Genomic DNA, 12,246 nt, shown 5'->3' on the forward strand with positions numbered 1-12,246 from the left:
TTCCTGCAACTCGAATTATTTAGAGTATAAAATGGCTTGTGAATACCACTGTCCTGTCACGATGGTTTCATCCACCATGACGACAACGTAATAATCAGCTTTTGCAGCGACAGCTTTCGCTCTGATTTCTGCTAATGCGTCATCCGGAGAGCCCCGAACCATCGTGCTTACGCTACCTATTCGCTGCAACCCCTGGGTTTGGTCGCGGCGAATCTCTTGCGGATGATCCGTTACTGGCGGCGCTGGCTGTGGCGTACCTTGCAGTGCGCTACAGGCGCTTAACATCAACACCAATAATAAACTGGCAAACCGGGAAATAACGCTATTACGTTTCCTGCTAACCATAGTGTAGTGCCTTATTAATTTAACTTTGGGGGAATGTTCCCGAATTGTTACCTAGTACGCGATTTTCGAATGAAAACTTAGCGAAAGCGTAATCCACATCTCAACATTATGAACTAATACTGCCAGCAGAAACTTGTGCTAAGGATTTGTTCATGTCATACCAGACCCAAAGGAGAAATAGATGATTGAATTAGAATCGCGCGTGCTGGCAGATATTCCCGTTCTTCACGCTTATCCCACAGGGCAAAAAGAAACACCGTTACCATGCGTGATTTTTTATCACGGTTTTACTTCATCCAGCCTGGTGTATAGCTATTTTGCCGTCGCGTTGGCACAGGCTGGTTTGCGGGTGATTATGCCGGATGCGCCCGATCACGGTAGCCGTTTTAGTGGCGACGCACCGCGACGGTTAAATCAATTCTGGCAAATCTTGCTACAAAGTATGCAGGAATTCACTACCTTACGTGCGGCAATAGCCGAAGAAAAATGGCTGCTTGATGAACGCCTGGCGGTTGGTGGCGCATCGATGGGCGCGATGACGGCGCTGGGGATTGCCGCTCGCCACCCCACGGTGAAATGTACCGCCAGCATGATGGGATCGGGCTATTTCTCATCGCTTGCCCGTTCTCTGTTTCCGCCGCTAATACCCGAAACCGCAGCACAGCAGAATGAATTTAATAACATTATCGCGCCACTGTTGGAGTGGGAAGCAACAAACCACCTGGAACAACTCGGGGACAGGCCGCTCCTGCTGTGGCATGGCCTTGACGACGACGTCGTGCCTGCCGACGAATCACTACGTTTGCAGCAGGCATTAAAAGAAACGGGACGGGATAAACAGTTAACCTGTTCATGGCAGCCAGGCGTGCGCCACCGTATTACACCTGAGGCGTTAGATACCGCCGTGACATTTTTCCGGCAGCATCTTTAAACACGCAGAATGCTGACCCCTTGCGCTTCCAGTTGTTGCAGGATTTCCGGGTTAGCATTTTTGCCGGTGATCAGCATATCGATTTGATCGGCACGGCTAAAAAGCATTCCCGCGCGTTCGCCAATCTTACTGCTATCAACCAGTACCACCAGTTTCCCTACCACGCTCAGCATCTTCTGCTCTGCCATTGCTGTCAGCATATCGGTTTTATATAACCCTTCTGCGGTCAGCCCTTTGCCACTGGTAAACATCCAGTGCCCGGCATAGAGACTATTTTCGCTGCCCTGTGGACTTAAGGTGATGGACTGACTTTTGTTATATTGCCCGCCCATGATGATCACGCTTTCATGTTCCTGATCGATCAGGTAATTCGCCAGAGGTAGGTAATTAGTGATGATTTGCACCGGCTTGCCACATATTTCCCGTCCGAGCAGGAACGCGGTGGAACCGCAGTTAATGACCACGCTTTCGCCTGGGTTGACCAGTTGTGAGGCCGCTTTGGCGATACGTACCTTTTCATCGTGATTTTGCGCCTGATGCAGATTCATCGGCGTCCAGCGCGGTCGCTGCTGGGTAATCGCTTCTGCGCCATTGCGCACTTTTTTCAGTTTGCCGCTTTCGTCGAGTTTATTGATATCGCGTCGCGCGGTAGCAGGGGAAATTCCCAGACGCTCAACGACTTTCTCAACAGTCACAAAGCCCAGTTGTGCGAGCATTTCCAGGAGAATTTGATGTCTTTGTGCTTCAGTCATGAGCTATTCCGATAAAATTTGATTTTTTTAGATGATATTTGAAATAGCCAGAAAATACTACGCCGGATAGCGCGAACATCTTTACGCTATCCGGTATAAGCGACAGATTACAGGAACGATTTGAACGGCAGATCCGGTTCAATGGTGAAGCAATCGTCAAAACCGCGCGGATAATGGTACTCGAAATTGTCTTTATCCAGCGGCCATGTGAACTTGCCGCCAACCTGCCAGATAAACGGCTTGAAGCCATATTTCAGACGATCTTTTTTCATCTCCCACAGCACGCGGATCTCTTGCGGATCGGCCTGGAAGTTTGACCAGATATCGTGGTGGAACGGGATAACCACTTTCGCATTAAGGGCTTCACCCATACGCAGCATATCGGCACTGGTCATTTTGTCGGTAATACCGCGTGGGTTCTCACCGTACGAGCCTAACGCCACATCGATCTGATGCTCGTTACCATGTTTCGCATAGTAGTTAGAGTAGTGGGAATCGCCACTGTGATACAGGGAGCCGCCAGGCGTTTTGAACAGGTAGTTCACCGCGCGATCGTCCATGCCGTCCGGCAGTACGCCAGCCGCTTTTTGATCCGCAGGCAGAGTGATCAGTGCAGTACGGTCGAAAGCGTCAAGCGCATGAATTTCAATGTCTTTCACTTTTACTACATCGCCCGGTTTGACCACGATGCAACGTTCTTTCGGCACGCCCCAGCCAATCCATAAATCCACGCAGGTTTTCGGCCCGATAAACGGTACGTCATCAGCGCAGTTCTGCATCACGGCGGCTGCCACGTTCACGTCGATATGATCGTTGTGATCGTGAGTCGCCAGCACCGCGTCGATCTGGCGAATCGCAAACGGATCAAGAACAAACGGCGTGGTACGCAGGTTTGGTTGCAGTTTTTTCACGCCCGCCATGCGCTGCATCTGGTGACCCTGTTTCATCAGCGGGTTGCCGTGACTTTGTTTGCCAGTACCGCACCAGAAATCGACGCAAACGTTGGTGCCACCTTCTGATTTCAACCAGATCCCGGTACAGCCGAGCCACCACATCGCGAATGTGCCTGGTGCGACCTGCTCCTGTTCAATTTCTTCATTCAGCCAGCTACCCCACTCCGGGAAAGTACTCAGGATCCAGGATTCACGGGTGATACTTTTCACTTTACTCATCGCCATTTACCTTCATGATGGTTCAATTTGAATCAATAATTGATTGGTTTTGATTAATCCTGACACTATTTTTTCAGGAAGGCAATGACCATTTTTTGACTTTCGGCCTGGTGAGTTGTTGTGAATTTTGGCTGTGGAAAGATTTAATGGAATGTGTAAACAAATTAACCGAATGAATTTAAATGATTAATTGTTTCTTTATGTGAATCACATACTTTCGTTGTGGAATTATTTGCGTGCCGCGTCACATTTAATCATAAATAATCTTGTTGTGATTACTTTTGAAAATTAGAGTGAGTGCACAACATTCCGGGTGTGTGGAATACCCGGTTACCTCTTCTTCAGGAGATCGTTATGGAGATCCTCTACAACATCTTTACCGTGTTTTTTAACCAGGTCATGACCAATGCCCCGTTACTGCTGGGTATTGTGACCTGTTTGGGCTACATCCTACTGCGCAAAAGTGTCAGCGTGATTATTAAAGGCACGATTAAAACCATAATTGGTTTCATGTTGTTGCAGGCAGGGTCCGGCATCCTGACCAGCACCTTCAAACCGGTGGTGGCGAAAATGTCGGAAGTTTATGGCATTAACGGTGCGATTTCAGATACCTATGCCTCAATGATGGCCACTATCGAGCGTATGGGCGATGCCTATAGCTGGGTGGGGTACGCGGTGCTGTTGGCTCTGGCGTTGAACATCTGTTACGTGCTGCTGCGTCGTATTACCGGCATTCGCACCATCATGCTGACCGGCCACATTATGTTCCAGCAGGCCGGGCTGATTGCCGTTACGTTGTTTATTTTCGGCTACTCCATGTGGACGACCATTATCTGCACTGCGATTCTGGTTTCGCTCTATTGGGGCATCACCTCCAACATGATGTACAAGCCGACTCAGGAAGTGACGGACGGCTGCGGTTTCTCCATTGGTCACCAGCAGCAGTTTGCATCATGGATTGCTTATAAAGTCGCGCCGTTCCTGGGCAAAAAAGAGGAGAGCGTTGAAGACCTCAAATTGCCGGGCTGGTTGAACATTTTCCACGATAACATCGTCTCCACGGCGATTGTGATGACCATCTTCTTTGGCGCCATTCTGCTCTCCTTCGGTATCGACACCGTACAGGCGATGGCAGGCAAAGTGCACTGGACGGTCTACATCCTGCAAACCGGTTTCTCCTTTGCGGTAGCGATTTTCATCATCACTCAGGGCGTGCGCATGTTTGTGGCGGAACTCTCTGAAGCATTTAACGGTATCTCCCAGCGACTGATCCCTGGTGCGGTTCTGGCGATTGACTGTGCGGCTATCTATAGCTTCGCGCCGAACGCCGTGGTCTGGGGCTTTATGTGGGGCACCATCGGTCAGTTGATTGCGGTTGGCATCCTGGTCGCCTGTGGCTCTTCGATCCTGATTATTCCTGGCTTTATCCCAATGTTCTTCTCCAACGCCACCATCGGCGTGTTCGCTAACCACTTCGGTGGCTGGCGCGCGGCGCTGAAGATTTGTCTGGTGATGGGGATGATTGAAATCTTCGGCTGTGTCTGGGCGGTGAAACTCACCGGTATGAGCGCCTGGATGGGGATGGCGGACTGGTCGATTCTGGCGCCGCCAATGATGCAGGGCTTCTTCTCCATCGGTATCGCCTTTATGGCCGTCATCATCGTCATTGCACTGGCTTATATGTTCTTCGCTGGCCGCGCACTGCGCGCAGAAGAAGATGCAGAAAAACAACTGGCAGAACAGTCTGCTTAATAAGGAGTTTTGATTATGACCGTACGTATTCTGGCTGTGTGTGGCAACGGACAAGGCAGTTCCATGATCATGAAGATGAAAGTGGATCAGTTTTTAACCCAGTCGAACATCGACCACACGGTAAATAGCTGCGCGGTTGGCGAATACAAAAGCGAGTTGAGCGGTGCGGATATCATCATCGCATCCACACATATCGCGGGTGAAATCACCGTTACTGGCAACAAATATGTGGTTGGCGTGCGCAACATGCTCTCTCCTGCCGACTTTGGCCCGAAACTGCTGGAAGTGATCAAAGAGCATTTCCCGCAGGACGTGAAGTAAGGGCGCGCTATGAAATTACGTGATTCGCTGGCGGAAAATAAATCCATCCGTCTACAGGCTGAGGCTGAAACCTGGCAGGAAGCGGTAAAAATTGGTGTTGATCTGCTGGTGGCGGCGGACATTGTCGAGCCGCGTTACTACCAGGCGATTCTGGATGCGGTTGAACAGCACGGCCCGTACTTTGTGCTCGCGCCAGGCCTGGCAATGCCGCACGGACGCCCGGAAGAGGGCGTCAAAAAAACCGGCTTTGCACTGGTGACGCTGAAAAAGCCACTGGAGTTCAACCACGAAGATAACGACCCGGTAGATATCCTCATCACGATGGCGGCGGTCGATGCCAACACTCACCAGGAAGTGGGCATCATGCAAATCGTCAACCTGTTTGAAGATGAAGAGAATTTCGACCGTTTACGTGCCTGCCGTACCGAGCAGGAAGTACTGGATTTAATTGACCGCACCAACGCGGCTGCTTAAGAAGGAATTGAAGATGTCATTACCCATGTTGCAAGTCGCGCTGGACAACCAGACTATGGATAGCGCCTACGAAACCACTCGCCTGATTGCTGAAGAAGTCGACATTATCGAAGTGGGCACCATTCTTTGCGTAGGCGAAGGCGTGCGTGCGGTTCGCGATCTGAAAGCACTCTACCCACATAAAATTGTGCTGGCAGACGCCAAAATTGCCGATGCGGGCAAAATTCTTTCTCGTATGTGTTTTGAAGCCAACGCTGACTGGGTGACCGTGATTTGCTGTGCGGATATCAATACCGCCAAAGGCGCGCTGGACGTGGCAAAAGAGTTTAACGGTGACGTACAGATCGAACTGACCGGTTACTGGACCTGGGAACAGGCGCAGCAGTGGCGCGATGCAGGCATTCAGCAAGTAGTATATCACCGCAGCCGTGACGCGCAGGCCGCAGGCGTGGCGTGGGGCGAAGCGGACATTACCGCGATCAAACGTCTTTCCGATATGGGCTTCAAAGTAACCGTCACCGGTGGCCTGGCGCTGGAAGATCTGCCGCTGTTCAAAGGTATTCCGATTCATGTGTTTATCGCAGGTCGCAGCATCCGTGACGCTGCGTCTCCGGTTGAAGCCGCGCGTCAGTTCAAACGTTCCATCGCCGAACTGTGGGGCTAAGGAGCGGATATGTTGTCCAAACAAATCCCGCTTGGCATCTATGAAAAAGCACTCCCCGCCGGGGAGTGCTGGCTGGAACGGCTGCAACTGGCAAAAACGTTAGGCTTCGATTTTGTCGAGATGTCGGTGGATGAAACGGACGATCGCCTGTCGCGCCTCGACTGGAGCCGCGAACAGCGTCTGGCGCTGGTGAATGCGATTGTTGAAACCGGCGTGCGCGTGCCGTCTATGTGCCTTTCTGCCCACCGTCGTTTCCCGTTGGGCAGTGAAGATGACGCGGTGCGGGCGCAGGGGCTGGAAATTATGCGCAAAGCTATCCAGTTCGCGCAGGACGTCGGCATTCGCGTGATCCAACTGGCGGGCTATGACGTTTACTACCAGGAAGCCAATAACGAAACGCGTCGTCGTTTCCGTGACGGCCTGAAAGAGAGCGTTGAGATGGCGAGTCGCGCGCAGGTGACGCTGGCGATGGAGATCATGGATTATCCCCTGATGAATTCCATCAGTAAGGCGCTGGGTTACGCACACTATCTCAACAACCCATGGTTCCAGCTCTACCCGGATATCGGCAACCTGTCGGCGTGGGACAACGACGTGCAGATGGAATTGCAGGCTGGAATAGGGCATATCGTCGCGGTGCATGTGAAAGACACCAAACCGGGCGTCTTCAAAAACGTACCGTTTGGCGAAGGCGTTGTGGATTTCGAACGTTGCTTCGAAACGCTCAAACAGAGTGGCTATTGCGGGCCGTACCTGATTGAGATGTGGAGCGAAACGGCGGAGGACCCGGCGGCGGAAGTGGCAAAAGCGCGTGATTGGGTGAAAGCGCGCATGGCCAAAGCAGGCATGGTGGAGGCGGCATAATGCAAAAGCTGAAACAGCAGGTGTTTGAAGCCAACATGGATCTGCCGCGTTACGGGCTGGTGACCTTTACCTGGGGCAACGTCAGCGCCATTGACCGCGAACGCGGGCTGGTGGTGATCAAGCCCAGCGGCGTCGCCTACGAAACCATGAAAGCAGACGATATGGTGGTGGTTGATATGAGCGGTGAAGTGGTAGACGGGCGGTATCGTCCCTCTTCAGATACCGCAACGCATCTCGAACTCTACCGTCGTTACCCGTCGCTTGGCGGTATTGTCCATACCCACTCTACACATGCCACCGCATGGGCGCAGGCGGGGCTGGCTATCCCTGCGTTAGGCACCACGCACGCCGATTACTTCTTTGGCGACATCCCGTGTACGCGTGGATTAAGCGAAGAAGAAGTGCAGGGCGAGTATGAACTGAACACCGGCAAAGTGATTATCGAAACGCTGGGCGATGCCGAGCCGCTGCATACGCCGGGAATTGTGGTGTATCAGCACGGGCCATTTGCCTGGGGGAAAGATGCTCACGATGCGGTGCATAACGCGGTGGTGATGGAAGAAGTGGCAAAAATGGCGTGGATTGCGCGCGGCATTAACCCACAACTGAATCACATCGACAGTTATCTCATGAACAAACACTTCATGCGTAAGCACGGGCCCAACGCCTATTACGGGCAGAAGTAATCAGTGCGCCCCGGAATTATTACCTCCTGAGGGATGTAATTGGTCTGATTCCGGGGCCTCTTCAGTTAAAAAATCGTATAAACAACAGGTGTTTTTATGACTATCAGTGGATTGTTTGTCAGAACTGATCCGCAACGTCGCCGGTATGGCGTGGCGTTACTGGTGGGGGTTCTTTCAGGAATTATTTCGGCATTTGTTAAATGGGGAGCAGAAGTTCCGTTGCCGCCACGCACATTTTCCGGTGGTCGTGATGAATTTAATCCGCCGTATATCTTTTTACGGGATTATTTAGGCATCGATCCAACACAAACGGTGTATACATTCTCGGAACATATCATTAACCCGGTAATGGTAACGCATATCATCTTCTCACTGGTTTTTGCGATAGGCTATTGTGTGGTCGCGGAAATTTTCCCGAAAGTGAAATTATGGCAGGGGGTATTAGCAGGGCTTATTGTGACAGTAGCAGTTCACGGTATTTTTTGCCCGGCGCTGAATTTAACGCCACCACTCAGTCAACTGCCTTTCGACGAATATGCCTCTGAAATTCTTGGGCATATTTTCTGGTTCTGGGTAATAGAAATAATGCGCCGCGACTTACGTAATCGCATTACCCATGAGCCGGACCCGGAAGTCGTTATTCGTTGAATGTCCGCGTAAAAAAGCCCCCTGAGAAGGGGGCAAAGCAAACTATGGCAATATTTCGTTGGTTATACCTGGTGCTAGCGATAAATATCCGCGCTGGCGTGCATGTTGCCGTTACTCCCCGGTTCCCGCATTAGAATCACGTGGTAGTACGTTGCGCCCTGCGCATCGGTCTCTTCATTTAATGCCTGACGTGCTTCACTCTCAGTGGCGAAATTATGATTGATATAAATCACGCCTAAGCTTTGCACATCGTCCATATTTCTGGCCTGGTGGTTATTAATTTCAATAGCTGCCCATGTATTTGCACTTAGCAAAAGCACAGCCAGAAGGGCTAAAACACGACTGAACATAGATACCTCCTCGACGGCTGTCTTTGTACGCGCTCCTCTGTGATGATCTTCTGATTTAATTTTAATCAATGATAAAGAAGTTGATGGTGACCATTTCTGATGCAGTTGTTCAAAAAAATACCGTAATGGAATGTGATGAACTTCAAATCAGCGGGTTAGTACGATTTGGTGAAAGATGAGATTTATTTGTCGGCTGGCCTTGAGTTTAACGGAGCATACCAGTACTATAACGCGTCATTTTTCAGCCGACCTTTAACACGTTCCTTGCCTCCCCGGGATTCGGCTGACCCAGACAGGAGGCTGAATAATCCGTAAGGAGCAATTCGATGCGTCATTACGAAATCGTTTTTATGGTCCATCCTGACCAGAGCGAACAGGTTCCGGGCATGATCGAGCGCTACACTGCTGCCATCACTGGTGCAGAAGGCAAGATCCACCGTCTGGAAGACTGGGGCCGCCGTCAGCTGGCTTACCCGATCAACAAACTGCACAAAGCACACTACGTTCTGATGAACGTTGAAGCTCCGCAGGAAGTGATCGATGAGCTGGAAACTACCTTCCGCTTCAACGATGCCGTTATCCGCAGCATGGTTATGCGTACCAAGCACGCTGTTACCGAAGCATCTCCGATGGTTAAAGCGAAAGACGAGCGCCGTGAGCGTCGCGATGATTTCGCAAACGAAACCGCTGATGATGCTGAAGCTGGGGATTCTGAAGAGTAATTTCTGATGACCAACCGTCTGGTGTTGTCCGGCACCGTGTGCAGGACTCCCCTTCGAAAGGTCAGTCCATCAGGAATTCCTCACTGCCAGTTCGTGCTTGAGCATCGTTCTGTGCAGGAGGAAGCCGGTTTTCACCGGCAGGCGTGGTGCCAAATGCCCGTTATTGTTAGCGGACACGAAAACCAGGCCATTACTCACAGTATAACGGTCGGCAGTCGCATAACCGTTCAGGGGTTCATTTCATGCCACAAGGCAAAGAACGGACTGAGCAAAATGGTTTTGCATGCCGAGCAGATTGAATTGATAGATTCTGGAGACTAGCCATATGGCACGTTATTTCCGTCGTCGCAAGTTCTGCCGTTTCACCGCGGAAGGCGTTCAAGAGATCGACTATAAAGATATCGCTACGCTGAAAAACTACATCACCGAAAGCGGTAAGATTGTCCCAAGCCGTATCACCGGTACCCGTGCAAAATACCAGCGTCAGCTGGCTCGCGCTATCAAACGCGCTCGCTACCTGTCCCTGCTGCCGTACACTGATCGCCATCAGTAATCGGTCACGGTCCATTAATACGACTTTGAGAGGATAAGGTAATGCAAGTTATTCTGCTTGATAAAGTAGCAAACCTGGGTAGCCTGGGTGATCAGGTAAACGTTAAAGCGGGCTATGCTCGTAACTTCCTGGTACCGCAGGGTAAAGCTGTTCCAGCTACCAAGAAAAACATTGAATTCTTCGAAGCACGTCGCGCTGAACTGGAAGCTAAACTGGCTGAAGTTCTGGCAGCTGCTAATGCTCGCGCTGAGAAAATCAATGCACTGGAAACTGTTACCATCGCGTCTAAAGCTGGCGACGAAGGTAAGCTGTTCGGTTCCATCGGTACTCGCGACATCGCTGACGCTGTAACTGCAGCTGGCGTTGAAGTGGCTAAGAGCGAAGTTCGTCTGCCGAACGGCGTTCTGCGTACCACTGGCGAACACGAAGTGAGCTTCCAGGTTCACAGCGAAGTATTCGCGAAAGTGATCGTAAACGTAGTAGCTGAATAATTCGTTATTCAACGAGACGTAAAAACGCCGACCATTGGTCGGCGTTTTGCTTTATAGCGAAAGCGTTACAACTGACAATATAACGCTCTGATATCTATTTATTAGCTTGTCGCTAACTGTACTTGCGGTTCTTCATCTTTAACTTTGATAAGCGTCCATAACGCAATAGCGCCAATAATGTCAAAGAAAGCCAGGGCAATAAAGAACGGCGCGAAGCCGATAATGTGAACGAATGCCCCGATGAACAGGTTGAAAATCAACTGACCGCTCCACGCACAGGCTCCTGCCATACCCACTGCGGTAGCGACTTCGTCTTTTTTGAACAGATCGCCACCCAGAGTTGCTGCTACAGTAGAAAGACATTGATGCGAGAACGCGCCAATACTAATCAGTAATACGGCAATGTAGGGATTTTCGACAATACTCACCAGACCAATCGTCATCATAATGACGGCTGCAATAGTGAAGGTAATTCTTCGTGAGTTAATTAAACTCACGCCGCGATCGTGGAAGAACTTCGCGACAAAACCACTGGCTAAACAGCCAAGGTCGCCCAGCAGGAAAGGCAGCCAGACGAACATGGCAATTTCTTTCAGGCTAAAATGCAGCGTTTCGACGAAGAAAATCGGCACCCAGAAGTTAATGGTTCCCCATGCCGGGTCAGCGAGAAAACGCGCGATGCCAATCCCCCAGAAATTACGTTGGCTGAGGATATGCTTGATTGACGTTTTTTCTTTCTTATCTGTTTTAAGATGCTGTTCTTGCCCTGATTCAATATAGTGGCGCTCTTCATCAGAAAGGCGTTTGGCATCTTTCGGATCTTTATAACAAAAGAACCAAAATAAAGCCGCGAGCAAAGCAAGGCTACCTGAGACAATAAACGCAAATTGCCAGCTATGAAACATAATGCACCAGGCAATCAACGGTGGTGCAAGCATCGCGCCGAGTGAGGTGCCCATATTGAAAACACCTGTCGCCACGCCACGCTCTTTTGCCGGGAACCATGTTGATGCGGTTTTTACACCCGCCGGAATGGCTGACGCTTCGCTGAAACCCATCAGGGCGCGCATAAATGCCAGACCTGACCATGTTCCGGTCAGCGCATGGCCCATTGTTGCCAGCCCCCAGACTGCGGCACATATCGCAAAACTTAACTTCAAACCCACGGTATCAATAAAGAAGCCCATTACCGGTTGCCCTAATGTATAGGCCAACTGGAATGCACTGACAATCCATGAATATTGCTCTTTGGTTATTCCAGTTGTCTCCATAATAGTTGGAGCTGCAATACCTAACGCCGTTCTGTCCAGATAATTGATTACAGTGATAAAGCATACGAGGGCAATCATATGCCACCGATAATTCTTTATTTTATTCATGTTTAAACCTTTTAATTATATTAATAAACCCTGGTTGTTGGTAATTCCGTGTAATAGTTAATAAAAATCAGGTACAGAGAACATAGTGAAAATTATTATGTGTAAATCTCTCCCTTGGTAGTGACTCCAACTTACTGATAGT

At 50.3% G+C, this 12,246-nt stretch carries 17 protein-coding genes; 12 read left to right on the forward strand and 5 right to left on the reverse strand.

Features of this window, described 5'->3' with window-relative positions; genetic code table 11:
- Positions 1–15: 15 nt before the first annotated feature.
- Entirely contained in the window at positions 16–345 is a 330-nt protein-coding gene (gene bsmA, locus EQY_RS0103375; protein WP_000254628.1) for a biofilm peroxide resistance protein BsmA, read from the reverse strand.
- A gap of 181 nt (positions 346–526) precedes the next feature.
- On the opposite strand from bsmA, the gene yjfP reads away from it, so the two are divergent.
- On the forward strand, positions 527–1,276 hold the full coding sequence (gene yjfP / locus EQY_RS0103380) for an esterase (RefSeq protein WP_000571044.1): 750 nt from the start codon (positions 527–529) through the stop codon (positions 1,274–1,276).
- Here the strand turns inward: yjfP and ulaR are convergent.
- Both ulaR and ulaG read right to left on the reverse strand, forming a co-directional pair.
- Positions 1,273–2,028, reverse strand: coding sequence for an HTH-type transcriptional regulator UlaR (ulaR, locus tag EQY_RS0103385; protein WP_000133629.1), 756 nt, complete (start codon positions 2,026–2,028; stop codon positions 1,273–1,275). The genes yjfP and ulaR overlap by 4 nt on opposite strands.
- Before the next feature lie 107 nt (positions 2,029–2,135).
- Positions 2,136–3,200, reverse strand: coding sequence for an L-ascorbate 6-phosphate lactonase (gene ulaG / locus EQY_RS0103390; protein ID WP_001295191.1), 1,065 nt, complete (start codon positions 3,198–3,200; stop codon positions 2,136–2,138).
- A gap of 354 nt (positions 3,201–3,554) precedes the next feature.
- On the opposite strand from ulaG, the gene ulaA reads away from it, so the two are divergent.
- The 7 genes from ulaA (at position 3,555) to EQY_RS0103425 (ending at position 8,609) form a co-directional block, all read left to right on the forward strand.
- Complete coding sequence (gene ulaA, locus EQY_RS0103395; protein ID WP_001355100.1) at positions 3,555–4,952, forward strand: PTS ascorbate transporter subunit IIC; 1,398 nt, start codon at positions 3,555–3,557, stop codon at positions 4,950–4,952.
- A 15-nt stretch (positions 4,953–4,967) separates the two neighbouring features.
- A complete protein-coding gene (gene ulaB, locus EQY_RS0103400) occupies positions 4,968–5,273 on the forward strand; it encodes a PTS ascorbate transporter subunit IIB (protein ID WP_000218362.1) in 306 nt (101 codons plus the stop codon).
- 9 nt (positions 5,274–5,282) lie between these two features.
- On the forward strand, positions 5,283–5,747 hold the full coding sequence (ulaC, locus tag EQY_RS0103405; RefSeq protein WP_000776514.1) for a PTS ascorbate transporter subunit IIA: 465 nt from the start codon (positions 5,283–5,285) through the stop codon (positions 5,745–5,747).
- Positions 5,748–5,760: 13 nt separating this feature from the next.
- The gene (ulaD, locus tag EQY_RS0103410; RefSeq protein ID WP_000056760.1) at positions 5,761–6,411 is read left to right on the forward strand and encodes a 3-keto-L-gulonate-6-phosphate decarboxylase UlaD; all 651 of its coding nucleotides are present in this window, start codon (positions 5,761–5,763) and stop codon (positions 6,409–6,411) included.
- Positions 6,412–6,420: 9 nt separating this feature from the next.
- Positions 6,421–7,275, forward strand: a complete 855-nt coding sequence (gene ulaE, locus EQY_RS0103415; RefSeq protein WP_000949498.1) for an L-ribulose-5-phosphate 3-epimerase UlaE — start codon at positions 6,421–6,423, stop codon at positions 7,273–7,275.
- Positions 7,275–7,961 carry an L-ribulose-5-phosphate 4-epimerase UlaF gene (gene ulaF / locus EQY_RS0103420; protein WP_001170794.1) on the forward strand — a complete coding sequence of 229 codons (687 nt, stop codon included), beginning with the start codon at positions 7,275–7,277 and terminating at the stop codon, positions 7,959–7,961. Before ulaE ends, ulaF begins: the two co-directional genes overlap by 1 nt.
- Before the next feature lie 96 nt (positions 7,962–8,057).
- Complete coding sequence (locus EQY_RS0103425) at positions 8,058–8,609, forward strand: YagU family protein (protein WP_000155760.1); 552 nt, start codon at positions 8,058–8,060, stop codon at positions 8,607–8,609.
- A gap of 74 nt (positions 8,610–8,683) precedes the next feature.
- Here the strand turns inward: EQY_RS0103425 and yjfY are convergent, their stop codons facing one another.
- Positions 8,684–8,959: a DUF1471 family protein YjfY gene (yjfY, locus tag EQY_RS0103430; protein WP_000492914.1), complete on the reverse strand. Its 276-nt coding sequence runs from the start codon at positions 8,957–8,959 to the stop codon at positions 8,684–8,686.
- A 326-nt stretch (positions 8,960–9,285) separates the two neighbouring features.
- On the opposite strand from yjfY, the gene rpsF reads away from it, so the two are divergent.
- From rpsF to rplI, 4 genes are read left to right on the forward strand one after another with little or no spacing between them, the layout of a single operon-like run.
- Positions 9,286–9,681: a 30S ribosomal protein S6 gene (rpsF, locus tag EQY_RS0103435; RefSeq protein ID WP_001216676.1), complete on the forward strand. Its 396-nt coding sequence runs from the start codon at positions 9,286–9,288 to the stop codon at positions 9,679–9,681.
- A gap of 6 nt (positions 9,682–9,687) precedes the next feature.
- Positions 9,688–10,002, forward strand: a complete 315-nt coding sequence (priB, locus tag EQY_RS0103440; protein ID WP_001296681.1) for a primosomal replication protein N — start codon at positions 9,688–9,690, stop codon at positions 10,000–10,002.
- A 4-nt stretch (positions 10,003–10,006) separates the two neighbouring features.
- Positions 10,007–10,234, forward strand: a complete 228-nt coding sequence (gene rpsR, locus EQY_RS0103445) for a 30S ribosomal protein S18 (protein WP_000135199.1) — start codon at positions 10,007–10,009, stop codon at positions 10,232–10,234.
- Between the two features lie 41 nt (positions 10,235–10,275).
- A complete protein-coding gene (rplI, locus tag EQY_RS0103450) occupies positions 10,276–10,725 on the forward strand; it encodes a 50S ribosomal protein L9 (RefSeq protein WP_001196062.1) in 450 nt (149 codons plus the stop codon).
- 101 nt (positions 10,726–10,826) lie between these two features.
- On the opposite strand, the gene EQY_RS0103455 is transcribed toward rplI, so the two are convergent.
- Positions 10,827–12,104 carry an MFS transporter gene (locus EQY_RS0103455; RefSeq protein ID WP_001033619.1) on the reverse strand — a complete coding sequence of 426 codons (1,278 nt, stop codon included), beginning with the start codon at positions 12,102–12,104 and terminating at the stop codon, positions 10,827–10,829.
- Between the last annotated feature and the right edge of the window lie 142 nt (positions 12,105–12,246).

This window comes from Escherichia sp. TW14182, assembly GCF_000208525.1.
In the GTDB taxonomy this organism is placed as follows: Bacteria; Pseudomonadota; Gammaproteobacteria; order Enterobacterales; family Enterobacteriaceae; genus Escherichia; species Escherichia ruysiae.

Coding starts and splice junctions, on each gene's coding strand:
- bsmA (WP_000254628.1), bottom strand. CDS start 345: ATGGTTAGCAGGAAACGTAATAGCGTTATTTCCCGGTTTGCCAGTTTA.
- yjfP (WP_000571044.1), top strand. CDS start 527: ATGATTGAATTAGAATCGCGCGTGCTGGCAGATATTCCCGTTCTTCAC.
- ulaR (WP_000133629.1), bottom strand. CDS start 2,028: ATGACTGAAGCACAAAGACATCAAATTCTCCTGGAAATGCTCGCACAA.
- ulaG (WP_001295191.1), bottom strand. CDS start 3,200: ATGAGTAAAGTGAAAAGTATCACCCGTGAATCCTGGATCCTGAGTACT.
- ulaA (WP_001355100.1), top strand. CDS start 3,555: ATGGAGATCCTCTACAACATCTTTACCGTGTTTTTTAACCAGGTCATG.
- ulaB (WP_000218362.1), top strand. CDS start 4,968: ATGACCGTACGTATTCTGGCTGTGTGTGGCAACGGACAAGGCAGTTCC.
- ulaC (WP_000776514.1), top strand. CDS start 5,283: ATGAAATTACGTGATTCGCTGGCGGAAAATAAATCCATCCGTCTACAG.
- ulaD (WP_000056760.1), top strand. CDS start 5,761: ATGTCATTACCCATGTTGCAAGTCGCGCTGGACAACCAGACTATGGAT.
- ulaE (WP_000949498.1), top strand. CDS start 6,421: ATGTTGTCCAAACAAATCCCGCTTGGCATCTATGAAAAAGCACTCCCC.
- ulaF (WP_001170794.1), top strand. CDS start 7,275: ATGCAAAAGCTGAAACAGCAGGTGTTTGAAGCCAACATGGATCTGCCG.
- EQY_RS0103425 (WP_000155760.1), top strand. CDS start 8,058: ATGACTATCAGTGGATTGTTTGTCAGAACTGATCCGCAACGTCGCCGG.
- yjfY (WP_000492914.1), bottom strand. CDS start 8,959: ATGTTCAGTCGTGTTTTAGCCCTTCTGGCTGTGCTTTTGCTAAGTGCA.
- rpsF (WP_001216676.1), top strand. CDS start 9,286: ATGCGTCATTACGAAATCGTTTTTATGGTCCATCCTGACCAGAGCGAA.
- priB (WP_001296681.1), top strand. CDS start 9,688: ATGACCAACCGTCTGGTGTTGTCCGGCACCGTGTGCAGGACTCCCCTT.
- rpsR (WP_000135199.1), top strand. CDS start 10,007: ATGGCACGTTATTTCCGTCGTCGCAAGTTCTGCCGTTTCACCGCGGAA.
- rplI (WP_001196062.1), top strand. CDS start 10,276: ATGCAAGTTATTCTGCTTGATAAAGTAGCAAACCTGGGTAGCCTGGGT.
- EQY_RS0103455 (WP_001033619.1), bottom strand. CDS start 12,104: ATGAATAAAATAAAGAATTATCGGTGGCATATGATTGCCCTCGTATGC.